Origin of the sequence: Bacillus sp. M6-12, assembly GCF_002860285.1 — a bacterium.
Lineage (GTDB): Bacteria > Bacillota > Bacilli > Bacillales > DSM-1321 > Peribacillus.
On record NZ_PGVF01000015.1, the window covers coordinates 33,060 to 57,820 of the forward strand.

At 40.7% G+C, this 24,761-nt stretch carries 27 protein-coding genes; 7 read left to right on the plus strand and 20 right to left on the minus strand.

The features are described 5' to 3' along the window. Positions 1 to 226: 226 nt before the first annotated feature. Genes CVD28_RS17480 through CVD28_RS17490 form a run of 3 tightly spaced genes read right to left on the minus strand, consistent with a single transcriptional unit; the run spans position 227 to position 3,926 of the window. Positions 227 to 1,366, minus strand: a complete 1,140-nt coding sequence (locus CVD28_RS17480) for a conserved virulence factor C family protein (protein WP_101594351.1) — start codon at positions 1,364 to 1,366, stop codon at positions 227 to 229. 32 nt (positions 1,367 to 1,398) lie between these two features. Continuing rightward, on the minus strand, positions 1,399 to 3,288 hold the full coding sequence (locus CVD28_RS17485; RefSeq protein WP_101594354.1) for an ABC-F family ATP-binding cassette domain-containing protein: 1,890 nt from the start codon (positions 3,286 to 3,288) through the stop codon (positions 1,399 to 1,401). Continuing rightward, positions 3,285 to 3,926, minus strand: coding sequence for an HD domain-containing protein (locus CVD28_RS17490; protein WP_101594356.1), 642 nt, complete (start codon positions 3,924 to 3,926; stop codon positions 3,285 to 3,287). Before CVD28_RS17490 ends, CVD28_RS17485 begins: the two co-directional genes overlap by 4 nt. A 249-nt stretch (positions 3,927 to 4,175) precedes the next feature. Here CVD28_RS17490 and CVD28_RS17495 point away from each other — a divergent pair, with 249 nt between their 5' ends. Beyond that, complete coding sequence (locus CVD28_RS17495; protein ID WP_101594359.1) at positions 4,176 to 4,760, plus strand: CD3073 family putative ECF transporter S component; 585 nt, start codon at positions 4,176 to 4,178, stop codon at positions 4,758 to 4,760. Next, positions 4,750 to 5,226: a CD3072 family TudS-related putative desulfidase gene (locus CVD28_RS17500; protein ID WP_101594361.1), complete on the plus strand. Its 477-nt coding sequence runs from the start codon at positions 4,750 to 4,752 to the stop codon at positions 5,224 to 5,226. The genes CVD28_RS17495 and CVD28_RS17500 overlap by 11 nt, the downstream gene beginning before the upstream one ends. Positions 5,227 to 5,301: 75 nt before the next feature. Here CVD28_RS17500 and CVD28_RS17505 read toward each other — a convergent pair whose 3' ends face one another. The 4 genes from CVD28_RS17505 to CVD28_RS17520 are packed head-to-tail and all read right to left on the minus strand — an operon-like array spanning position 5,302 to position 8,941. Beyond that, on the minus strand, positions 5,302 to 6,153 hold the full coding sequence (locus CVD28_RS17505) for a DegV family protein (RefSeq protein ID WP_101594364.1): 852 nt from the start codon (positions 6,151 to 6,153) through the stop codon (positions 5,302 to 5,304). Positions 6,154 to 6,165: 12 nt separating this feature from the next. After that, a complete protein-coding gene (locus CVD28_RS17510; RefSeq protein WP_101594366.1) occupies positions 6,166 to 6,645 on the minus strand; it encodes a glutathione peroxidase in 480 nt (159 codons plus the stop codon). A gap of 56 nt (positions 6,646 to 6,701) precedes the next feature. Beyond that, complete coding sequence (locus CVD28_RS17515) at positions 6,702 to 7,253, minus strand: hypothetical protein (protein ID WP_101594369.1); 552 nt, start codon at positions 7,251 to 7,253, stop codon at positions 6,702 to 6,704. After that, positions 7,253 to 8,941 (minus strand): formate--tetrahydrofolate ligase, encoded by a 1,689-nt coding sequence (locus CVD28_RS17520; protein WP_374702549.1) that lies wholly within the window; start codon positions 8,939 to 8,941, stop codon positions 7,253 to 7,255. The genes CVD28_RS17515 and CVD28_RS17520 overlap by 1 nt, the downstream gene beginning before the upstream one ends. A gap of 197 nt (positions 8,942 to 9,138) precedes the next feature. Between CVD28_RS17520 and metA the strand changes: the two genes are divergently transcribed. Beyond that, on the plus strand, positions 9,139 to 10,047 hold the full coding sequence (metA, locus tag CVD28_RS17525; protein WP_101594375.1) for a homoserine O-acetyltransferase MetA: 909 nt from the start codon (positions 9,139 to 9,141) through the stop codon (positions 10,045 to 10,047). A 235-nt stretch (positions 10,048 to 10,282) separates the two neighbouring features. Here the strand turns inward: metA and CVD28_RS17530 are convergent, their stop codons facing one another. The 7 genes from CVD28_RS17530 to CVD28_RS28195 all read right to left on the minus strand — a co-directional run bounded on the left by CVD28_RS17530 (position 10,283) and on the right by CVD28_RS28195 (position 17,941). After that, the gene (locus tag CVD28_RS17530) at positions 10,283 to 10,978 is read right to left on the minus strand and encodes an AIM24 family protein (protein ID WP_101594379.1); all 696 of its coding nucleotides are present in this window, start codon (positions 10,976 to 10,978) and stop codon (positions 10,283 to 10,285) included. After that, positions 10,975 to 11,679, minus strand: coding sequence for a class I SAM-dependent methyltransferase (locus CVD28_RS17535; RefSeq protein WP_101594382.1), 705 nt, complete (start codon positions 11,677 to 11,679; stop codon positions 10,975 to 10,977). Before CVD28_RS17535 ends, CVD28_RS17530 begins: the two co-directional genes overlap by 4 nt. A 231-nt stretch (positions 11,680 to 11,910) precedes the next feature. Further along, positions 11,911 to 12,342: a transcriptional regulator MntR gene (mntR, locus tag CVD28_RS17540; protein WP_101594385.1), complete on the minus strand. Its 432-nt coding sequence runs from the start codon at positions 12,340 to 12,342 to the stop codon at positions 11,911 to 11,913. Positions 12,343 to 12,530: 188 nt separating this feature from the next. Then, positions 12,531 to 13,157 (minus strand): FMN-dependent NADH-azoreductase, encoded by a 627-nt coding sequence (locus CVD28_RS17545; RefSeq protein ID WP_101594388.1) that lies wholly within the window; start codon positions 13,155 to 13,157, stop codon positions 12,531 to 12,533. A gap of 276 nt (positions 13,158 to 13,433) precedes the next feature. Then, positions 13,434 to 15,590 (minus strand): type IA DNA topoisomerase, encoded by a 2,157-nt coding sequence (locus tag CVD28_RS17550; protein ID WP_101594390.1) that lies wholly within the window; start codon positions 15,588 to 15,590, stop codon positions 13,434 to 13,436. A 470-nt stretch (positions 15,591 to 16,060) separates the two neighbouring features. After that, the gene (locus CVD28_RS17555; protein WP_101594393.1) at positions 16,061 to 17,470 is read right to left on the minus strand and encodes a vWA domain-containing protein; all 1,410 of its coding nucleotides are present in this window, start codon (positions 17,468 to 17,470) and stop codon (positions 16,061 to 16,063) included. 321 nt (positions 17,471 to 17,791) lie between these two features. Then, a complete protein-coding gene (locus tag CVD28_RS28195) occupies positions 17,792 to 17,941 on the minus strand; it encodes a hypothetical protein (RefSeq protein ID WP_180954204.1) in 150 nt (49 codons plus the stop codon). Positions 17,942 to 18,028: 87 nt separating this feature from the next. Here CVD28_RS28195 and CVD28_RS28495 point away from each other — a divergent pair, with 87 nt between their 5' ends. Further along, complete coding sequence (locus CVD28_RS28495) at positions 18,029 to 18,292, plus strand: Rrf2 family transcriptional regulator (RefSeq protein WP_219621201.1); 264 nt, start codon at positions 18,029 to 18,031, stop codon at positions 18,290 to 18,292. Between the two features lie 110 nt (positions 18,293 to 18,402). Here CVD28_RS28495 and CVD28_RS17565 read toward each other — a convergent pair whose 3' ends face one another. From CVD28_RS17565 to CVD28_RS17575, 3 genes are all read right to left on the minus strand, one after another. Further along, a complete protein-coding gene (locus CVD28_RS17565) occupies positions 18,403 to 19,395 on the minus strand; it encodes an HD-GYP domain-containing protein (RefSeq protein WP_257985905.1) in 993 nt (330 codons plus the stop codon). Positions 19,396 to 19,615: 220 nt separating this feature from the next. Then, complete coding sequence (locus tag CVD28_RS17570) at positions 19,616 to 19,798, minus strand: zinc-finger domain-containing protein (RefSeq protein WP_101594399.1); 183 nt, start codon at positions 19,796 to 19,798, stop codon at positions 19,616 to 19,618. Between the two features lie 84 nt (positions 19,799 to 19,882). Continuing rightward, complete coding sequence (locus CVD28_RS17575) at positions 19,883 to 20,536, minus strand: ribonuclease H family protein (RefSeq protein WP_374702545.1); 654 nt, start codon at positions 20,534 to 20,536, stop codon at positions 19,883 to 19,885. Positions 20,537 to 20,753: 217 nt separating this feature from the next. Here CVD28_RS17575 and CVD28_RS17580 point away from each other — a divergent pair, with 217 nt between their 5' ends. After that, on the plus strand, positions 20,754 to 21,158 hold the full coding sequence (locus tag CVD28_RS17580) for a reverse transcriptase-like protein (RefSeq protein WP_101594402.1): 405 nt from the start codon (positions 20,754 to 20,756) through the stop codon (positions 21,156 to 21,158). Further along, positions 21,151 to 22,092: a DMT family transporter gene (locus tag CVD28_RS17585; RefSeq protein ID WP_101594405.1), complete on the plus strand. Its 942-nt coding sequence runs from the start codon at positions 21,151 to 21,153 to the stop codon at positions 22,090 to 22,092. The genes CVD28_RS17580 and CVD28_RS17585 overlap by 8 nt, the downstream gene beginning before the upstream one ends. 61 nt (positions 22,093 to 22,153) lie before the next feature. Here the strand turns inward: CVD28_RS17585 and CVD28_RS17590 are convergent, their stop codons facing one another. Next, entirely contained in the window at positions 22,154 to 22,420 is a 267-nt protein-coding gene (locus CVD28_RS17590) for a DUF6123 family protein (RefSeq protein ID WP_101594406.1), read from the minus strand. A gap of 307 nt (positions 22,421 to 22,727) precedes the next feature. On the opposite strand from CVD28_RS17590, the gene CVD28_RS17595 reads away from it, so the two are divergent. Beyond that, complete coding sequence (locus CVD28_RS17595) at positions 22,728 to 22,862, plus strand: small, acid-soluble spore protein L (protein ID WP_101594408.1); 135 nt, start codon at positions 22,728 to 22,730, stop codon at positions 22,860 to 22,862. Between the two features lie 63 nt (positions 22,863 to 22,925). Here CVD28_RS17595 and CVD28_RS17600 read toward each other — a convergent pair whose 3' ends face one another. Beyond that, a complete protein-coding gene (locus CVD28_RS17600) occupies positions 22,926 to 23,801 on the minus strand; it encodes a 5'-3' exonuclease (protein ID WP_101594410.1) in 876 nt (291 codons plus the stop codon). Between the two features lie 96 nt (positions 23,802 to 23,897). After that, positions 23,898 to 24,743: a sulfurtransferase gene (locus tag CVD28_RS17605; RefSeq protein ID WP_101594412.1), complete on the minus strand. Its 846-nt coding sequence runs from the start codon at positions 24,741 to 24,743 to the stop codon at positions 23,898 to 23,900. Positions 24,744 to 24,761: the final 18 nt, after the last annotated feature.

Consider the following 24,761-nt stretch of genomic DNA (forward strand, 5'->3'; position numbering starts at 1 on the left):
TCTTTACCTTTCAGCCCAATCCGAAAAATAGGCAGCATATCTGTCGCAATAAACGTGTTGTTAGCCAAGCTATACTACGCAGCTTTCTGGTGTGATTTTTTATTTCTTTTTCATTTAGTTTTTGATATGTGTATATTATTTGCAAAAGCATTGCCCCCTTTCCAAAAAAAACCTCTTCCTATTTACTGTTCAGTAAAATAGAAAGAGGTTTTAATCACTAGTTTCTTTACTTGCTTTGCTCTCCTGCTTGCCTTGACTCGGTCATTTGCTTCCAGACCGACCCTTTAGCTTCTTCGCCTGTTTCAATTCTTTCAATAGCCATTTTTATTTGCATAGCCACTTCAAATTCAGGGTCGTTTTCAGCTTCTTTTAAATCTTTCAGAACAGAATTATCCCCGGATTCGTATAAAAACATCGCTGCTCTCCATCTTACAAGCTTGTTCTTATCAAAGAGGGCCTTGGCCATTTCTCCCATTGCCTCTTCAAAGCCTAAATCGGAGAGTGTATCCCCGGCGGTCCGTCTTACAGCAGAACTTTTGTCATGAAGTGCTTTATACAAGGCAGGCAGCACCTTTCGATCACTAATCATGCCCAAATAAACGACAGCGAGCCTTCTGATTGAGGCTTTCGGGTCATCCAGTGCCTTTTCTAGAAGTGGAATATCATCTTCTGCCGGATCCTCCATTTGATCTAGCACCTGATATCGCCGTTCCCAGCTTTCGTACTCCAAAACTTCTTTCGTTAGCTTGATTTTTGCCCTTCTGGCTCCCGCTGATTTCTTCTCTGGATGAGCGGCCGCATCTACTAATTCTTTTAGCCTTTCCGGCGGGTAGGCTGCCAGGATTTCTTCTGTGACATCTGCACCAATATCCTCCATGGACCCATAACGGACTCCATAATCCTTCCACTTTCTTAGCAGGACAACGTTATCTTCTTTTAGCTGTGCACTTGCGATGGAAGCAGCGAAGATTTCAGGCAGTCCGAAGCGCTTCTCCACCTCTCCATCGTTAAGCTTAATTTGCATTGGTATACCTTTAAATTGCTGGACTTGAACAGTAACTTCGCCATAGTGCTGTTCAGACTGCCTGACAGCGGAATGGAGACTGTCTTCTTCTCCAAACGTCTTGCGGACGCTTACCAAAATGCTCTGCCAGTCATATTTGGGATTCCGTTCGACTGCAAGGAAATCGGCAACATGGTAGACTCCTTTAACTCCCTCTATACGAAGAATATCAGCTATAACATCTGGGGCTGTTTCCAGATTTTCTTTTTTGTAGTTGTTGCTTTTGCCAGCCGGCAATTCTTCAGTCAGGTTGACTTTCATTGTATTCGGGCTTGGGGTCGGTTCAATTGATTTAATTTGCATCGGTTAACTCCTTTATACTTACTCCTATATTCTTATTCTTCTTCAGCTTTCTCAGCTAAATATTCCCAGCGTTCCATCGTTTGTTCGAGTATTACATTTAGCTCGTGCTGCTTATCCATTAAGTCGCGGGCTTTTGTAAAATCACTGCCGGTCTCTGATAGTTCTTTATCAATCGAAGCTAGCTTTTCTTCTATTTGCTGAATTTTATCTTCTATTTCATCCCATTCTCGTTTTTCCATATAGGACAGCCTTTTCTTGCCTATTTTTTTATCTTCACGTTTAACAGGCTGCTCCACAGGTTTAGCCGCTGGCGCTGCTTCCGGCTGGCTCTCCTGTTCCAGGTATTCGGAATAGCTGCCATAATAGGTGCCAACCTTGCCGCTGCCTTCAAAGACAAACAGCTGGGTTGATGTTTTATCCAAAAAATATCTGTCATGGGAAACAGTTATTACAACCCCGGAGAAGTGGTCAAGATAATCCTCCAGCACGGTCAATGTCTGTGTATCAAGATCATTGGTCGGTTCGTCAAGCAGAAGCACGTTTGGCGCAGACATCAATATTTTCAGCAGATAAAGCCTGCGCTTTTCCCCGCCGGAAAGTTTTCTGATCGGAGTTCCATGGCTGTTCATCGAAAAAAGGAAGCGTTCAAGCATCTGTGCTGCTGAAATATAGCTGCCGTCTTTAAGAGCAATGGAATCAGCGGTTTCCCTAATATATTCGATCATCCGCAGATTTTCATTCATATCTTCATTTTCCTGAGTATAATAGCCGATTTTGACCGTCTGGCCAATTTCTATTTCTCCAGAATCCAGGCTTTGCCTGCCTGAGAGCAGATTAAGAAAAGTTGACTTTCCGGTTCCATTCCTCCCGACAATTCCTATTCTGTCTCCCTGCTTAAAAAGGAAAGAAAAATCTGATATGACTGGTTTAGCGTTAAAAGCCTTGGTGATTTCCTTCAGCTCGATTACTTTCTTTCCGAGGCGCGATCCATTTAAATCAATTTCCAAAGAACCAATGCTGTTCTTTGTTTTTACATCAGATTCTATTGTCTCAAAACGCTGAATCCTTGCCTTCTGCTTAGTTGTTCTTGCTTTGGCGCCCCGTCTTATCCAGGCAAGCTCCTGTTTGTACAGGCTCTCCTTTTTGGCGCGCTCAGACGTTTCATTTTCTTCCCTGATTGCTTTGGCTTCCAGAAAATCACCATAATTTCCTTTATATTCGTAAAGCTTAGCATACGCAAGCTCCCAAATCTTTGTTGAAATCCGATCGAGAAAATAGCGGTCATGGGTGACAAACAGTACGGCTCCCTGATATTTGGCCAGAAAATCCTCCAGCCATTTAATGCTTTCGTAGTCCAGGTGGTTCGTTGGTTCATCTAAAATCAGCAAATCCGGAGTCTCGATTAATGTTTTTGCAAGCGCAGCCCTTTTTTTCTGGCCTCCTGAAAGTTCAGAAAGCGGTTTAAAGAAATCAGGTAGCCCCAGTTTTGTCAAAATAGTTTTAGCATTTGCGCTTATTTCCCACGCATTTTGTTCATCCATCTTCTGCTGAAGCTTAAACAGCCTTTCCTGGACAGCCTCGTTGTGAGCGGCCTCCTGCAGCTGAAGAAGTGTTTTCTCATAATCCTTTATAAGAGTAAAAACGGGATAGTCGCTCGCATACAGATACTCGAGTACCGTTTTCGATTCGTCGAATGCAGGATTTTGTGATAAATATGAGATTGTATAATCGTTTGGATGGTCACTTCTTCCGCCATCTGCTTCTTCTTTTTCGGCAATAATATTTAGAAGCGTGGATTTACCAGTCCCATTAACTCCAATAATTCCAATCTTATCTCCCTCAGCTATCGTTAATGATATAGAAGAAAAAAGCAGCTTTTCCCCGTGGTATTTCGTAACATCTTCCATGCTGTATATCTTCATAATTTAACATCCCATTCTTTATAAAACTGGTGTAAGAATTTTTCCATATATTCATGCCGTTCGGCGGCTAACTTTTTTGCAGATTCTGTATTCATCATATTTTTAAGCTTAAGCAGCTTTTCATAAAAGTGATGGACAGAAGAACTTTTGCCCTCCCGATATTCTTTTAAAGTCATATTTTCCCTAACAAGAATCGAAGGGTCATACAGTGCCTGCCCCTTTTTTCCGCCATAGGCAAAGGTCCTGGCAATGCCGATCGCTCCAATGGCGTCAAGACGGTCAGCATCCTGAACAATTGCCGCTTCAGCCGGCAGCTGCTCCGTCTTTCCAGCGCTAAACGGGATAAGGGAAATTATCTCCCTCACTTGCCCGGCCATTTTATCTGATAATTCCTTATTAAGCCAGCTGTCGAGAAATAACCAGCCTTCTTCCTCGCTTTTATTCAGTTTCCCATCTGGAATATCGTGCAGCAGTGCAGCCATTTCAATGAGAAACAAATTCCCGATCTTTTCTTCTGCAGCGATTTGGAGGGAAAGCTTTCGGACCCGTTCAATATGGTGCCAGTCATGGCCGCTTGCATCACCTGCTGTTCTTTCTCTTACAAAAGCTTCCGCTCGTTTAATTATCAAATCATTCATCTTTTTCTCCTAACATTTTTACACAATTATGGCTTGCTGAAATTTCCGTTTCGAGTCATTTCACGACAACGGCAGCCTTTTATTTAAAAGTTAAATGAACCATCTTATTTGCATTATCCACTATTTTACCACGGAGATGGCATAAAAGAAGCAATCCTGCCTGAATTACTATTGTCCAAAACTCACTTACATTTAAGGGATATTAAACAATAATTGTAAATATTATAGAAGAAAAGGAGGGTTCATAATTTGCAAAATGGAAAAACAGTGATTTTGACATATTCAGCACTTGGTATTGCCCTAAATGTCGTCCTGGGTACAGTGGTGTCTATGCTGAAAATTCCACTATTATTTTTAGATACTATTGGCACTGTTATTATTGCTGTGTTATTCGGTCCATGGTGGGGTGCTCTCACAGGGCTGCTGACGAATGTGGTAATGGGGGTAACTACGTCCCCAACTGCCGTTTTCTTTGGGCTGGTCAACATCGCCATCGCGATCGTTACAGGGCTAATGGCAAGAAAGTTCGATTTTACGAAATGGTATATTGCATTAGTGACGGGTTTGCTGCTTTCGGTAATTGCCCCATTAATCGGGACACCAATTGCTGTTGCAGTATTCGGAGGTCTGAATGGCAGCGGTTTTGATGCAGTAGTTTTATGGCTGCGGTCTACAGGCGAGAGTATTTTTACCGCAACTTTTATATCAAGGATTACCGGAAACTTTGTTGATAAAATTGTTACCTGCCTTCTCGTTATGTTTTTAGTTATGCGTGTGCCGCAATTTATGAAATTATATAAAAAAACAAAGGATACAAGACGGCATGCAGCGTAGCAAAAAGATCTTGCTTATCTCCCACTGCATTCTGAATCAAAATACGGTCATCGATTGTGAAGCGAGGGCCAAGGGGGCTGTCCCGTCAGTCATAAACTGGGCGATGGCTGAAGGCTATGGAATTTTGCAGCTGCCTTGCCCTGAGTTTACATTTAGCGGTTTAAGCCGCCCGCCCATGACTTATGAAGAATATGATACCGCAGAATATCGGAAGCATTGCCGCAGCATTTTGGCCCCTGTTATCAGCCAGCTGAAGGAGTACTCAAAGCACGGATATGAGATAATTGGTTCGGTCGGAATCCAGAGCAGCCCTTCATGTGATCCTAAACGCGGAGTTTTTATGGATGAGCTTCAAGTTCTCGCTGGAGAAAATGGAATCTCATTAGAAAAACAATGGTATTTGCCAAATACAGAAAAGCCTGTGTTTGAAAGTAAAGTCCATACAGTTAACAATGGTTTCACGTAAAAGAACAGAAAAAAGAGCCTGGATCACGTTCATAACGTTTCCAGGCTATATGTATTTACCTAGCTTCCATAATTCCTATTCTTTTTCAATAAACCAGCTGATTCCGAGAGTTTGATCTCCCGCATGAACGCCTACTGCCGTCCCGATCGAGTAGGCACTGACAGCTATAGCAGGATATGATTCCTTTATTTGCTTTTTTAAGCCCTCCGTCTGTTCCTCTGACGACCCGTATAAGAGATAGCACTCCTTTATCTTTCCTTTATCAGCGGCTGATTTAAAGAGACCCAGTATTTTGGCTTCCGCCTTCTTTTCACTTCTCGTTTTTTCCCTAATTTCAAGGGCTCCCTTCTCAATTGAGATGATTGGTTTAATATTAAGCATACTGCCAAGAATGAATGTTGTACCCGACATCCGCCCGCTTCTATGAAGCTGTTCAAGACTGCCAATAAGTACATATAATTCGTTCGTATCTCGGATCTGCTCCAGCTTTTCTTTGGCTTCCTCAGGGGAAAGGCCATTATTTAAGTAAGCCATCATTTTTTTAATGAGGAACGTCATTGGATAGGAGATTAATAGGGAATCAATCACCATTATTGGGAAGTCTAGCATTTGAGCAGCCTGCAAGCTTGAAGAAAAGGTTCCGCTCAGTCGGCTGGACAGATGAACGGCTATAATCCTATCATATTCTCCGGATAATTTTTTAAACAGATCCAGGAATGTCCCCACAGCCGGCTGTGAAGTTTTTGGAGCTACTTTCTCCTCCTTCATCATCCGATGCATTTCTTTTGGATGAAGATTGACACCATCCAAATATTCTTTCCCGTTAATCATGACAATTAACGGGACAACATATACATCGGGATTTTTCAGTAACTCCTCGTCCAGACATCCGCTGCTGTCCGTAACCCATGCAATCCTTTCAGCCATTAATCCAGCCTCCTACTCCAACAATTTTTTAATATCCTCCTCAATATCCAATGGTTTTGTCTGAGGGGAATACCTTTCAATTACGTTTCCGTTCCTGTCAACCAGAAACTTGGTAAAATTCCATTTGATCCCCTTTGATCCAAGGACTCCAGGCGCATTTTTAGCCAGATAAGCAAAAAGCGGATGCGCATTTTCTCCTTTTACATCAATCTTTGCAAACAGGGGAAATGTTACACCATAGTTTAGCCTGCAAAAGGAGGATATTTCGATCTCGTCCCCTGGCTCCTGGCCAAGAAATTGATTAGACGGAAACCCGAGGATAGTAAATCCTTTTTCAGAATATTGTTCGAACAGCTGCTGCAATTCAGTGTATTGAGGTGTAAACCCGCATTTGCTGGCTGTATTGACAATTAAGAGAACCTTGCCTTCAAACTCAGAGAGCCGGACCATTTCCCCGTTAATTAATCTCGCTTCGTACTGATAAACAGACATTTTTGACACCTCTTCTCGCAGATATTAAAACCTTTTGATATGGTTTTTTGTAATGGCTACCTTTCTTCATTTGCCCAATTTTCTAACGCCTGTAAAGCATGAACACAGCAAGATGCCATCGGCTGCAGGTCACTGATTTGCTCCTCCGTCAGCAGCCTGCCGAAAAATACCTTTATCTCGGCGCATTCAGCCATAAAGCCCTTATTATCCTGTATTTTTCGCGATACAAATACGATTCTCCTGTCTTTACCCCATATTTCCTCAAGGATGCAAAGTAATTTCTCACCATCCGTTTTTTGCCCAGCCATGTCAAGATTGAATTTAATTTCTGCATGGCAGCCGGCAAGCTCAGCCGCCATGTCACCCGCATTTTCCAGCAGCTCCGCACTAAGGTTTTCCAGCCCTGCCTCTAGCCTTATCGCTGCTGTAATCCGCTTTTTCGTTTGCGGCTTTTTCAGCTCCATCTCCACTTCATATTCCCTGGACAGACTGGACAGATTAATATTCTCTACCCGATTCGTTACCGTGACATCTCCTGCAAAATCAAGGTCATAGACTGCCCCCTCAAGGACAATCTTCATGTTTTCAAAGGCTGTAGGATCGAACATTAAAACAGCCCTATTGCGTTTTCTGAACTGTCAACATCCATCCTCAAAGCGGCGGGCGCCTTTGGCAAGCCAGGCATAGTCATAATTTCACCGGTCAAGGCGACGATGAAGCCTGCGCCAATTTTTGGTTTTAACTCCCTGACGGATATTGTAAAGTCTGTCGGCCTGCCGACCTTCGCAGGGTCGTCAGATAATGAATATTGAGTTTTAGCCATGCAAACAGGGAGATCTCCCCATCCTTCTTCTTGAAACATTTTCATCTGCTTTCTTGCTGCAGGTGAAAAATCAACATTCCCAGCGCCATAAACTGTTTTCGCGACTTTAACAATTTTTTCTTCCAATGATTCGGAGAGATCGTATAAAGCTTCAAAGCAGCGATCGTTATTTTCGATTAGCTTCAAGAGCCCTTCTGCCAGTTCAATACCACCTCCGCCGCCTTTCTCCCAGACCTCAGTCAATGCATAGGAGATTCCTGCATTCAAGCATAGCTTGCCGAATAATTCAAGTTCCAGTAGGCTGTCATCTGCAAAGCGATTAAGCGCAACGATAAACGGCAACCCGAATGCTGAAATGGTTTCCGCATGTTTTTTTACATTCTCGAAGCCTGCTGATAGAGCAGACAAATCTTCTCGGTTCAGCTCTTCCTTCGCAGCTCCGCCGTGCATTTTTAGTGCCCGGATCGTGGCGACGATTACTACTGCTTTCGGGCTGATTCCAGCTCCCCTTGCTTTAATATGCAAAAACTTTTCAGCGCCAAGATCAGCACCAAACCCTGCTTCTGTTACAACATAATCTGCAAGCTTTAAGGCTGTTTTTGTCGCGGCAACGCTATTGCAGCCATGGGCAATGTTTGCAAAGGGCCCGCCATGGACCAGTGCTGGAGTATGGGCAATCGTCTGGACAAGGTTAGGTTTGATGGCTTCCTTCAAAATCAATGTCAATGCCCCTTCAAAACCAAGGTCCGCTACCGTGACTGGCCGATGTTCATATGTATAGCCAATAACCATTTTTGAAAGCCTCTTTTTCAGGTCTTGCAGTCCATCCGCAAGACAAAGGACAGCCATAATTTCTGATGCTACTGTTATATCAAATCCGTCTTCCCGAGGTATGCCATTTAAAGGGCCCCCCAAGCCGATTACAATATTGCGCAGGGCACGGTCATTCATATCGAGGGCACGCTTCCATACTATTCTGCGCGGATCAATCCCTAAGGCATTCCCCTGGTGGATATGATTATCGATAAAAGCCGCAAGGGCGTTATTTGCTGTTGTTATGGCATGTATATCACCTGTAAAATGGAGATTTATTTCATCCATTGGCAGTACCTGTGAGAAGCCCCCGCCCGCAGCTCCTCCCTTAAGGCCCATAACCGGGCCAAGTGAAGGCTCCCGGAGCGCAATCATGGTTTTGTGGCCCAGCTTTTGCAAAGCATCGCCAAGACCTACAGTAACGGTTGATTTCCCTTCTCCTGCCTTTGTCGGATTTATCGAAGTAACAAGGATTAAATTACCGTCCTTTTCCCGTTCTAGCCGTTTCATTATATTTGAAGATAACTTCGCTTTATATTTACCATATTGATCCAGTTCATCTGTTTGAATTCCAATTGAATTTGCAATTTCCTGTATCGGCTTCATTTTTGCCGATAGTGCAATTTCAATGTCGCTGTGTATTGTCTTTTCTGAACCAATTCCCAAACCAAACACTCCTTTTTTCTACTTGATTCTTAAGTCATATTGTACCATTTTAACCTAGTTAGCTTCCCTGAAATTATCAGTAAGTATTAATTTTTGAGGTAAATAATTTCCCTAAATGATTGCAGTGAAATTTGTTTCCTTTATAATAAACATATTCAAATTGAAAATTCAGATAAAAGGAAGACTGATATATGCCTATTAAAATACCTAAACAGCTGCCTGCTGCCGATATTCTAGAACAGGAAAATATATTTGTGATGGATGATGAAAGGGCAGTGACTCAGGACATCCGTCCCTTAAATATCCTAATATTAAATTTAATGCCAGAAAAGGAACGGACAGAAGCACAGTTGCTCCGGTTTCTTGCAAATTCTCCCCTGCAGATTAATATCGTTTTTCTAAGGCTTGCTTCTCATACCTCGAAAAACACCAGCAAGCTGCATCTGGACCAATTTTATACAACGTTTTCTGAAATAAGTGATAGGAAATTTGATGGCATGATTATTACAGGCGCACCAGTTGAAAAATTGCACTTTGAAGAGGTTGGCTATTGGAAGGAGCTCCAGGAGATCATGGACTGGTCAGCACGAAATGTAACCTCAACCATGCATATTTGCTGGGGAGCCCAAGCGGCACTTTACCACCATTTTGGCATAGGGAAGCACGAACTTCCGAAAAAGTGTTTTGGAGTGTTCAGCCATGAAGTGGCCCACCCTTCAGAGAAACTCGTTAGAGGTTTTGATGATATTTTTTATGCGCCCCACTCCCGCTACACAGACATCGATATTGAAAAAGCAGAAACAAGCAGCAATTTAATTGTTTTGGCTAAATCAGCTGAAGCAGGTGTATTCCTGATTGCCTCCAAGGATGGGAAACAAATTATGGTTACCGGCCACCCTGAGTATGACTCCAATACACTGGGAATTGAGTACTCAAGGGATAGAGAAAAGGGCCTTAATACTGACATTCCTAAGAATTATTATCCTAACAACGATCCAGATGGCAAGCCTATGCATACATGGAGGAGCCATGCAAGCCTCTTGTTCTCAAACTGGCTGAATTATTATGTATATCAAGAAACTCCTTATGAGTGGAACTGAAGGGCAAGAGGCCTTTGCGATCAGCTAATATGACAAGGTGAGGCTGCCCTGATTTGTCCCTTCTTTTTGCTTAAGGTACAAATCAGGGCAGCCGGCAACTTTGATTTTGGGGATTTTAAGCAGTCTGATAAATACACATTTTTCTATACGACACTTTAACTTCCTTTGCTTCCATCCATATATTAACGGCAAATTGTCTAAAGCAGCAAAGCTCAATTGGTATTTTGCATTTATCCTAACTCTGTACCTGGGTAAAGTATACTTCCTCATAAGGCTGCACAACTACAAATCCGTTTCCAGTAAACTTCATTTGCACAGACTCCCCGCTTGCTCTGCCAAAAAAGGTTTTCAGCGAAATATCGGTAACAAAATCAGGCTGGAGATCTCCCGACCAGGCAACTGTGGCGTTTGGATCGGTATAAACCGGATTTCCTGGTTCAACAATCAATGTCAGCGGTTCATAGTGCGACGTAAAGGCAACCATGCCGGTACCTTCAAGCCTTACATTAAATAAGCCGCCAGACATCAATCCTGCTATTTTTCTCATCAATTTGATGTCCCAGGAAATGCTTGGTTCAAAAGCAAGTAAATCATTGCCATTAACCGAAATCGATTCATTTTTAAGATTAAGTATCGTAATCTTTTTCCCTTGGTCCGCAACATATAGCTTCCCTTTTCCTGTAGCTTTCATGAGGGCTGCACCTTCCCCTGTAAGTGCCTTTTTAAACAGCTTTCCCAGGCCGTGTTCCAAAATGCCTTCTCTTTCGAATTTAATATTGCCCCTATAGGAAACCATGCTGCCCATTTTGGCCCATATCTGATTTTCGAGGTTAATCTCAAGAATCCGCGGGGTCTCCATTTCAAAGAGACCCTGCCCTCTGTCCTGCTGCTTCGTTTGCTCCACAAACTGTTCAATAGCGTATTTGCTCATTCTGCTTTCCTCTCCTTTTTATTTATCAGCAAAAATAGCCACATAAAGGAAACTGCCTGTTTTAATTCCTTTGAAAAGTGTCCAAGTTTTTCAAATTCCACACCTCTTTTTTCGACACCTGTCTCCTGTTGAAGTGCCCAGCCATTTTCAAGTGCCAGCTGTTCAAATTCCCAGGGCATCATAGAATTCATGATTACTTTTTCCCCATAAAGGCGGCGATAGCTATGATTCTGCCTTGGACCTGCTGTAGGCCCTAGAATCCCAAAACAGGCGACACCTCCCGGCTTGAGAATGGTTTGTATGCGCATTAACACCTCTCTGGGAGACTCGGTCCACTCAAGAGAATTAATAGCTAAAATGGCATCAAAGTGATTTTCTTTAAACGGCAATTCAGCCAGATCTCCTTGTACAAAGGAGACATTCTTCTGGCCTTCCGCTCTGCTTTTTGCAGTTTCAATCATTTCGCCGGATATATCAAGGCCTTTTACCTTGAAGCCCTTATTAGCCAACAGAATTGATCCATATCCGTCACCGCAGCCTAAATCGCAAATCTCATCGCCCGGCTGCAGATAAGAAGAAAGGAGAGGAATTATCTTGTGCCTGCTCCCGCTCTCCCACATCTCTCGTGAATTCTGGGACCATTGCGCCGCAAATATATCCCATTTTCTTTCAGCTTCCTTATGCCAGCTGCGTACTTCCATCGAAAACACCCCTGCCGTCTTATTAACTTTTAATACGTTCATCATGGTAATTTGGTTTCAATATAATTATTCTCCGTACAAGGTAATAATCCTTTTGCAGGCAATATCTGCAGTGTTTATTCTTTAAATTGTTTCTTAAATTAATCTCTTGTTTTAGCTTTATACGCTAAAATCTTGATTTATTAAGCATATGAAAAAAACCACAGCTTTTGCGGTGGCATTAATCATATATTATGAGTCAATCTCTTCTTCAGTCTGTTTTTGGATTCCTCTAAGGGTTTCAACCCTTTCAGGGCTTTCTGTAAAATACTGAACGAGGTCACCTATCCGGTCAATCGCATCCCAGCTTAAATGATGCTCTATCCCTTCCACATCATGGTAAATATTTTCTTCTTTAACTCCAATTATATTTAACAGCTGCTCAAGGAGCTCATGTCTGTAGACAAGACGTTTCCCGATTTTTTTCCCTTTCGCTGTTAAAATAAGTCCGCGGTATTTTTCATAAACCAGATAGCCTTCCGAATCGAGTTTTTGCACCATTTTGGTTACGGAGGATGGGTGTACCGTAAGATTTTCCGCAATATCGGAAACTCTTGCGTATCCCTTTTCATCTATTAATAGATATATTTGTTCTATGTAATCCTCCATGCTCGGTGTCGGCATTCTTTTTCCCCCAATCAACACATATCATAAAAAGTTTACTATAACCCTTCTGCGGTTACAAGACAGGGGTATTTACAAGATAAGCGGAAGTGTTTCTGAGCTTTAGGTCTTCGGCTAATATTTATCTCCAAAAAAAGCAAAAGGTCCTGCCATCAAGACAGGATCCTCCAGGAAAGAAATAGAATTAATTAAAATTTAGAACCAGCTTCGCGAGCTCTTTCCACTGCTGCAGCAAAAATATTATCAGCATTAGCAGGATCAGCAGCCATGCCTTCAGTTAGTACAACTGTGACATCAGTAACGCCAAAGAATGCAAGAACTGTCTTCAGATAGCTTTCTGTATGCTGGAGCTCCATTCCAGGACCTTCAGAATAGATTCCGCCTCGAGCTTCAACTAAAGCGATTTTTTTGTCGCCTGCTAATCCAACTGATCCGTTCTCTGTATACTTAAATGTTTTTCCTGCCACAGCAATTGAATCAATATAAGCCTTAAATAAAGGCGGGTATCCAAAGTTCCAGAATGGTGCTGAGAAGACAACTTTGTCTGCAGCAAGGAATTGGTCGACCAGCTCTCCCATCCTGTTTATCTTAGCCGCTTCTGTTTCTGAAAGTTCAGTGCCTGCAGCAAGTTTCCCCCAGCCATTCAGCACATCAGCATCAATTAGCGGAATGTTAGTTTGATAAAGATCCAGAAGTTCTACCTGTGAATCCGGATTTTCAGTTTGGTATGCATCCAGAAACGCATTTGCCAATCGGGCAGAATAAGAAAACTCGTCAGCCTTCGGATTAACTTTTACATATAAAACTTTAGTCATTTTTTATTGCTCCTTTTGTTAATCTAGTTAGTTAAAAATATATATTTAAATAATATATTCTTAATTCAAGATAATAATAGTATGTTATACAACTAATGTCAACCAATCGGCTTACAACCTTTTAAAAAATTACTATTCTTTGTTTCCAAGAAGGGTAAACTAGTTATGTATAAAAATTAACTTATCAGAACCAATGAAATAATTCATTTTTCATATTTTAATAAGATTAGACAAAAAAATCGTCCCGAAAGACGATTTTTTGTACTTATTCAAGAGTTATTTAGTAAATTCCATCTTCCAGCTATAATACTCATTTTCGGGATTTTTTTCATAGCGGAGATTTGCGTCAAATTTATTTCCTTTTTTACTGGTTAAGCCTTTTACTGGTGCTATTCCATTTTTCAGGAGAGTTTTTACCATTGTTTTCGTTGGCTTTTTCTTCATCGCTGCTAAAAATTTATCATTTTTCCATATAACAAATTTGCAGCCGCTCTTCCAATTGCTGCAGCCAAACCCTTTTTGGCCTTCTATAATTCCATGCCCGCATACTGGACATTTCCCAAGAATCTCAATTGATTTTCTTGCAGAAGAAACTTCGTTAATAATAATATCTTTTTCATTTTTAATTGAATGAACAGATTTGGAGGTAAAATCAAAAATTAAATTAAGAAAGCTTTCTTTGGTAAACTTTTGTTTCTCTATATCTGACAATGTTTTTTCCAATCGGCCCGTGAACTCCAAATCAAATAAATCCTTCACAGGAAAAGTCTCAACAAGCCTTTTCCCAAGATCAGTACAAATTAAGTTTTTGTTTTGGGTATCAATATACCCTACATCCTTAAGCTTCTTTATGGTTTCAGCCCTTGTAGCCGGCGTACCAATACTATAACCGCTTAAAATAGCCTCCATCATTTCTTCACTTTCTTCGTCATCATGCTCTTTTCCGCACGTTTCCATCACTCTTAGTAATGTTTTTTCAGTATGATGTTTCGGCGGTTTCGTAACATGGGATGTAAGCTTATGGCCAATTATGCTAACTGCATCATTAACATTTACAAGCGGTAAAATTGTATCCTTAGATTCAATTTTTTCAACCTTTTTCCAACCTTCAACAAGCTGAACCTTGCCTTTAGAGACAAATATCCCTTTAATCCCGCTATTGTTTATTTGTGTCAAGATCTTAGTTTCCTCATGCTCTGCAACAGGCATAAACTGCATAATATACCGGTTTTTGATAGCCGTATAAACAATCTCCTCATCCTTTGTTAAAGATTTAGGAATCAGATAGGTTGGTATGATGGCGCTGTGGCTTTCTACTTTGGAATTATCAAAAATACGCTTCGACTTAGTAAATTTGATTTCGTTCTCATAAGGCAACCCTTTTTTGAGATTTTCCAATACTTTTGCTGCCTTGCCGACCAGGCTTTCTTCTAATACAACGCTTGCTGTCCTGGGATACGTAATATATTTTTTTTCATACAGTGATTGGGCAACTTTTAAAACTTTATCCGACGTCCACCCTTTGTATTTGCTGGTAATAAAACCTTGTAAATTAGAAAGGTTAAATAAATAGGGGGGATACTCTCTTTTCCGTTCAACTTGCTTATCCTTGATAGAGGCTGTTTGATTCAACAGAGCCTTTTCAATAGATTCCAGGGTCTCTTTATTCTTAAATTTATCTTCTTCATTTTCAGCATAAGTTCCTTCATACTCTTTTCCATCTTGCGTTTTGAAGGTAGCAGCCAATTTAAAGTATTCTTCCGGTTTGAAATTTTCAATGGCTTTATCCCGGTCATAGATTATTTTCAAAGTCGGAAGGAGCACTCTGCCTATATTCAATGCCTTCCCCTTACCTTTTTGGTACTTTAACGTTGCCACTGAGGTTAAATTAATTCCGATTACCCAGTCAGCCCATTGACGGCCCATCCCTGCATCCTGAAGCGGCCTCATTTCGCTATTAGGCTTTATTTGCTGAAGCCCTTTCAACACTTCATCAGGTGTCCACTCATTTAATAAAAGCCGATAAACCTTTTTCTGTGTTTTGAGATTATAAATAATCGTATCCCCAATTATCTGGCCTTCACGGTCAAAATCACATGCGGAGATGACCATATCTACATCATTGCGTTTGATTAAGCTGTAAATAATTTTAAGCTGCTTCTTGGCACCAAAATCTTCTTTCTCTTTGTTTCGGGGATCACTTTTTACTTTATAGCGAAAGTTTTGCGGTATAAATGGAAAGTTTTCCATTTTCCACTTGGCCATTCTTTCATCATAATCTTTTGCATCCAGCAGCTGCAAAAGGTGGCCAAATGCCCATGTAATAATGTAGCCATTCCCTTCAAAATATCCTTCGCTCCGGCCTTTTATTTTCAAAGCATCTGCAATGTTTTTGGCAACGGAAGGCTTTTCTGCAATGATTAATCTATTCAAATGCTCACCTGCTTTTAAAAACTGTAATTCGATGGTTTTACTATTTTAAAATTTCATGGTCTTATATTTTAACATAATTCTCTATATTCTTTTCATATTAAAACCAAAGAATTTGTGTATGCAATTTTATTGTTAAAAAATCACTCTGCCAATATACTTATATCTTAATATGCTAATTGATTAAAAACGCTTTTGGTGTCTACCACTTGAAAAATTAAAGAATTTAGGGAAAGAAGTCAGTAACAATGAAAAAGCTCATCCTTGCCTTTGCATCCATAATAATTTTGATGTCAATTGGCCACCAGACAAAAGGCGGATATAAAAACCCTCGAACTGCTCATTTGAGCAATAATAAAAAAAGAGGACATTCCGTAAGTTAATTTTTTTACTCCCTGCTTCTTTAAGCAACAAAAAAGGTACAGCACTTTTGAATTTAGTGCTGTACCTTTTTTGTTGAGTCTTCTTAAATATCAATTTCCGGTATTCTGTTCGTATGTTTGATCTATTGTATCTTTGGTAGTCTTGTAGGTCTCATCAACCTTTTCTTTCTTGGCCCGGTAATCATCATCTGCCTGGTCCTTGATTTCTCTGTAAAAATCATCAATGGTTTCATTTACTAAATCGTATACATCAGGATCCATGTGATATTCGTTATTAGCACGAATCAAAACACTCGTTGCTGTATTGTCAAAAGCGATAAGCCGGCTGGTTGTTTTGTTATTGAGTGAAATCAGGTCACTGGTATCTTCATTGCTTTGGTTGATGGCATCGCTTGTATGCTCATTGGACCAGGAAATCCATTTGCCGATAGAGTCATTGGATTTTTCAAATTCCTCTTCCAGGTCTGCCTGATTTTCAGCGGAAATATATCTGCCTCCCGCACTGCTTGCAATAGTTTCAAGGCTTGAACGGTCTGATTGATCTACACCAAACCCAATAACGTTTATTATCGGCTGAATATTGGACTTTGCCAGATTTGCAGCAACTTCCTGCGGTTTGCCATCACAGGTTTCTTTTCCGTCAGAGACTAGGTAAATTATATTAGTATTTGATGCGCTGTCAAAACTCTTCAGTTTTTCGCCAGCATGAGTCAATGAAGCTGCAATCGGTGTCCATCCGCTCGGTTTAACTGTATTAAGCACTGTCCCAAAAGAGCTTGCATTATACGCGCTCATCGGATAGATTTCTTCAACACTGGAGCAGGAGAGCTCCTTATCCTTATCGTCCCCAGTTCCTTTATGTCCGTAGATTGTAAAAGAAACCTTCGTATTATCCGGCAGATTTGTTACAAAGCCATTGATGGCTTCTTTTGCAATTTCCATTTTTGTTTTGCTGCCCTGTTTTGCGTTCATCGAACCAGAAGCATCCAAAATGATTGCTACATTAATATTCTCTTTTACTTCCCGTCCATTAAGCTTTAGGTTAGAACCTGTATCAAGCGTTTCCAGTGAGATGTTTTCTCTGGGCTGATACGAACCCAGGCCAGGCAATTCAGGATAAATTGATTTGAAGATCAGCTGTGTTACACGATCCGCCCGTTTCTCTTCACTGATATCAAGAGAATCAATTTCACCAATTTTTTCAGCAAGCTTTATTTGGTCCGAGTCATTCCACTCATTGTCCTCTATCTTTTCCCACCATTCACCTGGGGTCATCTTCTCCGCTTCCTCCAGTGTCTGCGGTACTGAAAAATCCTTTTCCGGCTTAAAGGAATCAGGCCATTCTTTTGAATTTTCTTCCTTGTCTGCAGCAGCTTCCTTTTTTTTGTCTGTTACCTCTGCGGGTGCTTTTTTTGCTTCAGCTTCGGCCTTTTCTTCTGCTTTTCCGCATCCGGTTATTATTAATATCAAAATTGCAATTAACGGTAATAGCTTTTTCATTAATTCAATTCACTCCTAGATAAAAATGGTAAAACCATTTTATCATTTAGGGTATATTGAAATGCCAGCATTAAGCGAGCAATGGTGGAAAAACAGGAAGAAAATACCGATTTTAATTTAAATACTATAAATCTTTTTACCTATTTTATTTTTCCGGAAAACTTGCAGATATTAGCAAACTTTTAAGAAATTTTGAATAAAGTATACTTTCCATCCCGATGCATAAAAAGCATGCACCTGTAAATAGATGCATGCTTTTTGAGGCTGAATTATTCAATGCTAATCAATATTTATCCAAGCAGTAAAAACTTCATTAGATTCCTAGTTTTGTTCCAGATTCAAAGCCGGTCCAAAGAATTCGTAATGGATTTTATCCTGTTCTACACCAAATTTGCGTAAACCTAATACAGCAGCACGAAGGAACAGCACTGGACCGCATACGTATACTATTATCCGAGAACCATTGTTCATCAATATAGCCTTGCTTGCTGAAATGGCTATTTTGCAGATCCTCTGCAGAAGGATTTTCATATATATAAGACAATTTAAAGTTTTGGAATTAATGTCTGTGAAATCATCAGGAAAACAGAGGAAGATTTTTACCTGGTTGAATGCTTCGAACATCATAATAACAATTGCCTGATCACACCAGTCTGTTCACTAAAATACATTTTCAATACAGCACTTGAGGGCTTTTTACAGGTATTGGATAACTATTCTCTGGCAGATGTTACTGATAACAGTCTTATGCTAAGGGAATTTTTCACAATGCAGAAACAATTGGAGGCGGTATTGCTTCCCGATAGGATAAATCCGGATTAAAGTGTAATAGTTTTTGCAGTCTATCATAAACATGGGCGCCGGAAAATGAATCTGGCGCCCTTTCTCTTTTCATTATTCATAAATATTTTGTTTTCAAAGGCTGACCGGTGCTAATACACCCTCTCAATTCCTATCCCTTTCTCCTTGCTCAAATCGTGAATACTGTTACCGACTTTTACAAGGGAATTAATAGGGTCGTATGGGTTCACCATTATCATTGTTCCTTCCATTCCATTGGAGAGAAGCACTTTATTGCCCACCATGCCTGCCATCATATGATTCAGAAATATAAGAATGATATTTGGGTCAAACTTGCCGAACATATCATCGTGCATTCCTTTCATAATCTGGTAAAAAGGGAGAGCATCATGGTAAATCCGATCAGATGACATAGCGTGGAACACATCCGCGATAGCAACAATTTTTGAATAGAGATGGGTATTAAATCCTTTCAGGCCGATTGGGTATCCTTTCCCGTCCTCACGTTCATGATGCTGCAAAGCGGTGAGGGGAATGGTAACAGGAAGGCCTGGAATTTGTCTTAAAAGCTCATACCCATAAACAGTGTGCAGCTTCATTTCTTTAAATTCCTCAGCGGTGAGCTTGCCAGGCTTCTGCAGAATCGACTCTGGAATACGGGTTTTCCCAATATCATGTAGGACAGCTGCTAAAGTAAGTTCCTTAAGCTCCTTTGGAGATAATCCAATCCACCTTCCAATGGCAGCGGAAATAACCCCTACACATATCGTATGCCTGTAAGTGTATTCATCTTTTGAATAAAGTTCCTTAAATAAAAAATACAAGTGGGGAATTTCTGCCGCTTCTTCAATTGTGGGAACGATTACATCAGTAATTTGTTCAATAGGCACTTTTCCATTCCCTCTTATGTAGAGAAATATCTCACCGATCTGATTTGTGGCCTCTTTTATTTTTTGGCCAATTGCTTCTAATTTTTCAGGCTGATAGGGTGTTTCCGGAAGTGCCTGCAGTTCGATTTTTTGCTCAGCTTTCTTTTCCCTGAGCTCAAGGAGTATCTGATCTATCTCCTCTGCGGTTAATGGAGCCATTTCACCCAAGCGTTCTAACCTTTTATCTCCTTCCATATCTATCCCTCCTTTTATTATCATATCAAAAAACACGTTATAATGGGTTAAAATGGAATTTTTACCTTTTATTATCATAAATTCTTACATTATTTATAGTTATCATCTGTTAATGTTATGCTTGAAGGAAACTGCCCACATAAAGAAAATCCAGGGCAATGGCCGCTGGATTACTTTAGGAAATATTTATTGTCCATTTTATTTTTTATTTTCATTCTGATTATGGCCTCGACAATTTTTCTCCAATGAGCTTTAATTTCTCACCCACAGTACAGGAAGAAATGCAAAATTTATGGGCATGGCGCTTGCCATGCTCTTTTCGGAAGTGCGCTTTTACAAAACAATCCTTACAATACTCGGATAATAAATTTTCAACATCGTCATAAAGCATCTTTCTTTCCATGCCGGCTCCTTTGTCCAGTTCTTAATTGGTTAAGAGCTGTTAATATACTTCGTTTTTCGTATTACATTTTAAGCATTTGATAAATTATAAATTGATGGTACTGGAGATAAATTCGCCTTTCAGTGCCTGTGTTGCCAGCTTATCGGCTTCCTGATTTTCTTTTCTTGGGATTGGTTCATACACAGGGCGAATACCAAGCTGCTTCATTTTCTCTTCAATTCTGTCAAGCCATGCATTTAATGTATCTTCAAAGCATGGCCAATCCCCTGAAAGCTGGTTAAGAACGACTTGGGAATCACCCTTAAAGGTTACCGTCTGATGGTGTACTCCCAGTACCTCCAATTCCTTTACTCCTTCATAAAATGCAGCGTATTCTGCTTCATTGTTTGATACAAGCTCCTCAAGCAGCCTATTCATCCTAATTCGCTTTTTGTCTTTACCCTGGCTATAATATATGACAATTCCTGCTCCTGCCATACCTTCTTCCTTCATATAGCCGCCATCAAAATAAACGGTAACATCCTGTGGTTCCTCTTTAATTTCGTCCAGTAATTTTGTTAATTCTTTTTTAGTCCAGGAAGTACCGATTTCATCCTTAAATTCAACGTCCTTGACTCGCCCTGTCTTTTCAAGGTCTTCCAATATAAGCAATGCTGCTGCGGCCTTCATATACTCAGAAGTAAAAAGTACCTGTGGCCTTCTTGCCATTGAATATGTCCATTGCATCATTACGTTCAATTTGTAAGCACCGCCTTTTCCCTTGGGAATCCTTGGTTTTGTTTTTTATGATATTACCAAACTTGCTCCAGTAGAGCTAAATAAAAGTGCCTTTTCTAATTATATACCATTCAGCGTTTATCAAAACAAAAGTGATACTTTTGCTGATAAAAAGTGTGCAGAAAACGGCCGGGGATGTGGTAAACTTAATCAGATATTATTTCCTGGAGGTATTTCGATGATAGAAGTTTACATAGATGGGGCCAGTGCCGGGAACCCTGGGCCTAGCGGAGCCGGGATTTTTATTAAAAATAGCGGGAGCGTTGAGCGTCATTCTATCCCGCTTGGGCTGATGGAAAACCATGAGGCCGAATATCACGCATTAATTAAAGCTCTGGAAATATGCATAGAAAGTGGATACAGCTCTGTATCATTCCGGACTGATTCTGAATTAATAAACAGAGCGTTCGAAAAAAACTATGTAAAAAATAAACGGTATGCTCCTTTATTTGAAAAAGCTGTGCAGCTGTCAGAACAACTTGGACTTTTCTTTCTTAAATGGATTCCCAGCATAGAAAATAAATCGGCTGATGAGCTCGCACGCAGGGCCATCCATTTAAATAAGGAAGATCTTGATGAATAAAAAGCTTGCTGCCGACCTGACATTACTATTGGTTGTTTTAATATGGGGAGCAACGTTTGTAATGGTACAAAATGCCATTTCCTTTCTGGAGCCTTTCAGTTTTAATTTTGTCCGTTTTTTTTCCGCCTTTTTATTGCTTTTCCTTTGGTTTTGGCTATCTCAGAAAAGAAGCAGGCGTACGGGGCAGCACAGTATACCTGCATTTTCAAAGGATCTGGTTATATCCGGTTTAAAACTCGGGGGCTGGCTGTTTCTTGGCTATGCTTTTCAGACCTTTGGCCTGCTCACAACCTCGCCTTCTAAAACAGGATTTATCACCGGGCTTAGTGTTGTCCTGGTCCCGCTGTTTTCGCTCCTATTGCTGAAACAAAAACCTTCCAGGAATGCTTTGATTGGAGTAGGTTTAGCTACGGCGGGACTTTACTTTATGACAATGGTCGGAAGTTCAGGCATTAACTTTGGCGATTTCCTTGTATTTTTATGTGCAATCAGCTTTGCCATGCATATAATTACAACAGCAAAATATGCTGCCAAATATCCAGCCCTCTCATTAACCATTGTCCAAATATTTACCGTTTCCATGCTTTCGTTTGTGTTCACCCTATTCTTTGAGGACATTTCAGTCATTCTTGATCCGGCAATTATGCTTCAGCCAGATGTATGGGGTGCCTTGCTCGTCACAGCGGTGCTTGCAACTGCTTTTGCTTTCCTTGCCCAAACCTATTTCCAGACGTACACAACACCGACAAGGGTTGCTCTTATATTTTCGATGGAACCGGTTTTTGCGGCAGCCACCTCTTTTTTCTGGATCAATGAACGCTTGGGTTCAATGGCTATTGCCGGCTGCATTTTAATTTTTGCAGGGATGATTTTTGCAGAACTTCCGCAAAAAAAGACTGAACCGAAAATTGAAAGCTTATCAAAAATTAGTTAAAAATAAGGAACTTCCTGATCTGGGAAGTTCCTTATTGTGTCAGTCATTATATATAGTTCCGTTAAATAAGCCCTCTTTCCCTAGAGAAAGCTACAGCAGCTGAATGTGTGCTGATATTGCTTTTTTTCATGGATTCAAGCAGCGAAATATAAAAGCTGCCATCGAATTTCTTCTGGGCTTTGAGGGTCATTTCAATCGCAGCGTTAACTAACGTATCTTCTGCCTTCGTATATTGTTTCCCAAAATAAATAAAACCTATTGCATCTTCACCAAAAGAAAACCCTTTTGATTCAAGATAACTGACGTATTCTCCAACTGATTTTCCCACAGGTACATCCTCTCTATATCATTCCTTTTTCTTCCTTTATTTTACCTTAAGAAAGCTGATTTGCCTATCCATTTACCGTCTAAACCTGCCGTTAAGGAAAGCTGTTGCCAGAAATATGAGCCGTACCCCAGCTGCCCAAAATAGTAAATTCAATTTAAAAACTCATCAATGGAGTGACAGCTTTCCTGCAAAATATTCTTACAAAAGGTTGTCTCAAGGACAAAAGAACACGTCTTGAAAAAGATGTTTTCTTTACAGATTGAAAAAACCGGATGGGGGAAAAGTAAGACCAGGGGGTGGAAACCAAATGAGTAAAAATAGAAACAGGGGAACCGCTGCGTTTAGCGGCGTGAACCCGCAGGGACATACTGGCGGAGCAGCCTCTTATAATCCAAAGAGTGAACTGGAAAACAAAGCGAAACGCAGCAATACTAAACGTTAAAAGCAGGGTTAGTAACATAAAACCAAAAAAACCGCCCGGACACAATATCCAGGCGGTTATCAGTTAAATGATCCGCTGAACTGTTTTAAGCTCATGAAGATCAAGCAATGTTTTCACTTTATCTGAGTTATACCCGTAGATAGCATCATTCAGAGAGCAAAAAACAGGAACATCACATTTGATTTCAGCCAATGTCCTGGATAAATGAAGCATTTCAACGGCTGCTTCTATCTTTGCACGCTGCGATTTTGTCAAAATATGGACATTCCCGAGAATCCCTTCAATTGACTCAAATTGCTGGAGCAGCTTCAGTGCAGTCTTTTCACCGATCCCTTTAACCCCGGGATAGTTATCAGCTGAATCCCCCATCAGCGCTTTTAAATCTATCATCTGCCTTGGGACGATTCCCTTCCATTCATAAAAGGAGTCAGGATTATGGATTTCATAATTGCCATAGCCTTTTTTTAGCAGGACCACTGAAATTTTGTCCTCTATCAGCTGAAGCATATCCTGATCCCCTGTAAGAATATATACATGGGAGTTATCCATCGCGGCTTTTGCAATCGTGCCGATGCAGTCATCTGCTTCATATCCGGAAAGGCCTATATTCGGAATATCAAACGCTTCTACAGCCTCCTTAGCTAAATCAAACTGCGGCATCATTTCTATTGGAGCCTCGCCCCTGTTTGCTTTATATTCAGCGTAAATTTCATTCCTGAACGTTTTGCTTCCCATATCCCAGCATACCGCCACGTGGGATGGCTGAAAATGGTTGATGGCAGTAAGCATGTGCTTTAAAAAGCCCTGAACAGCATTGGTCGGTACTCCTCTTGAATTTATCATAAACTGACCTGTAACGGCCGTTGCATAAAAAGCCCTAAATAATAAGGCCATGCCATCGACCAGCAGGAACGAAGGTTTTATCTCTTTTTCATTCATCAATTAAATCACCCCAGAAAAAAATCAAATCATATTATTTTATCATATTTTCGGGATATTTGTAAGAAGGTTTGCTGCTTCTTCTGGAAGCTATTTTTATTTGTTCGTTTCCGCTAATGATTCGATCTGATTTTCCGGGTAGGATATCCAGTCACTAAAGCTGCCTGTATAAACCTTTACTTTTGGAAATCCTGCTTCCTTTAAAGCGATATAATTAGGAGCTGCCGTGATGCCTGATCCGCAGTAAACGATAATCTGTTTATTTGGATCCAGTTCGGCAAACCGCTGTTTTTGCTTTGATTCCGGTAAAAATCGGCCATTTTGAAAACCCTTAGTCCAAACCTCATTGATTGCCCCGGGAATATGACCTGCTTTGGCATCAATTGGCTCTTCAATCCCAAGGTAGCGCTTCTCCTCCCTTGAATCTATCAATATTGCATCTTTCCCCTGCTCAACCGCCTGTTTAACTTCTTCATAAGAAGCGTAAATTGAGTTGTCAATAGCTATCGAGAAAGTACCCGGCTTGAACACAGCCTTCTCAGCATCTGTGGGGTATCCTTTCTCCTTCCAGACAGAAAAGCCCCCATTCAGCAAATATGTATCTGTGTGGCCGATATAATTCATCATCCATAAAAACCTGGATGCAAACGAGCCCTCCCCATTGTCATAGGCAACAATAATCGTTTCATTGCTAATTCCCGCAGCTTCCAGTTTAGTTTTAAAGTCGTGAAAATCAGGCAGCGGGTGCCTGCCTCCATGCTTTTGCTTCGGAGAAGAGAGGTCTTTTTCAATATCAAAAAAGGCTGCTCCCGGTATATGTTCCTTTTCATATTCAGCCTGGCCGTAGGCTTGCTGGCCTAGCTGAAACCGGCAGTCAACCAGCCTCACATTCTTTTTCTCCAACCATTCCAACAGTGTTTCTGCCTCAATAAAATATTTCATAGATACACTCCTTTAATC

Bases quoted from the DNA above. Each gene is read 5' to 3' on its own strand.
- CVD28_RS17480 (WP_101594351.1), bottom strand. From the start codon at position 1,366: ATGCAAATTAAATCAATTGAACCGACCCCAAGCCCGAATACAATGAAA.
- CVD28_RS17485 (WP_101594354.1), bottom strand. From the start codon at position 3,288: ATGAAGATATACAGCATGGAAGATGTTACGAAATACCACGGGGAAAAG.
- CVD28_RS17490 (WP_101594356.1), bottom strand. From the start codon at position 3,926: ATGAATGATTTGATAATTAAACGAGCGGAAGCTTTTGTAAGAGAAAGA.
- CVD28_RS17500 (WP_101594361.1), top strand. From the start codon at position 4,750: ATGCAGCGTAGCAAAAAGATCTTGCTTATCTCCCACTGCATTCTGAAT.
- CVD28_RS17505 (WP_101594364.1), bottom strand. From the start codon at position 6,153: ATGGCTGAAAGGATTGCATGGGTTACGGACAGCAGCGGATGTCTGGAC.
- CVD28_RS17510 (WP_101594366.1), bottom strand. From the start codon at position 6,645: ATGTCTGTTTATCAGTACGAAGCGAGATTAATTAACGGGGAAATGGTC.
- CVD28_RS17515 (WP_101594369.1), bottom strand. From the start codon at position 7,253: ATGTTCGATCCTACAGCCTTTGAAAACATGAAGATTGTCCTTGAGGGG.
- metA (WP_101594375.1), top strand. From the start codon at position 9,139: ATGCCTATTAAAATACCTAAACAGCTGCCTGCTGCCGATATTCTAGAA.
- CVD28_RS17530 (WP_101594379.1), bottom strand. From the start codon at position 10,978: ATGAGCAAATACGCTATTGAACAGTTTGTGGAGCAAACGAAGCAGCAG.
- CVD28_RS17535 (WP_101594382.1), bottom strand. From the start codon at position 11,679: ATGGAAGTACGCAGCTGGCATAAGGAAGCTGAAAGAAAATGGGATATA.
- mntR (WP_101594385.1), bottom strand. From the start codon at position 12,342: ATGCCGACACCGAGCATGGAGGATTACATAGAACAAATATATCTATTA.
- CVD28_RS17545 (WP_101594388.1), bottom strand. From the start codon at position 13,157: ATGACTAAAGTTTTATATGTAAAAGTTAATCCGAAGGCTGACGAGTTT.
- CVD28_RS17555 (WP_101594393.1), bottom strand. From the start codon at position 17,470: ATGAAAAAGCTATTACCGTTAATTGCAATTTTGATATTAATAATAACC.
- CVD28_RS28195 (WP_180954204.1), bottom strand. From the start codon at position 17,941: ATGAACAATGGTTCTCGGATAATAGTATACGTATGCGGTCCAGTGCTG.
- CVD28_RS17565 (WP_257985905.1), bottom strand. From the start codon at position 19,395: ATGGAAGGAGATAAAAGGTTAGAACGCTTGGGTGAAATGGCTCCATTA.
- CVD28_RS17570 (WP_101594399.1), bottom strand. From the start codon at position 19,798: ATGGAAAGAAAGATGCTTTATGACGATGTTGAAAATTTATTATCCGAG.
- CVD28_RS17580 (WP_101594402.1), top strand. From the start codon at position 20,754: ATGATAGAAGTTTACATAGATGGGGCCAGTGCCGGGAACCCTGGGCCT.
- CVD28_RS17585 (WP_101594405.1), top strand. From the start codon at position 21,151: ATGAATAAAAAGCTTGCTGCCGACCTGACATTACTATTGGTTGTTTTA.
- CVD28_RS17595 (WP_101594408.1), top strand. From the start codon at position 22,728: ATGAGTAAAAATAGAAACAGGGGAACCGCTGCGTTTAGCGGCGTGAAC.
- CVD28_RS17600 (WP_101594410.1), bottom strand. From the start codon at position 23,801: ATGAATGAAAAAGAGATAAAACCTTCGTTCCTGCTGGTCGATGGCATG.
- CVD28_RS17605 (WP_101594412.1), bottom strand. From the start codon at position 24,743: ATGAAATATTTTATTGAGGCAGAAACACTGTTGGAATGGTTGGAGAAA.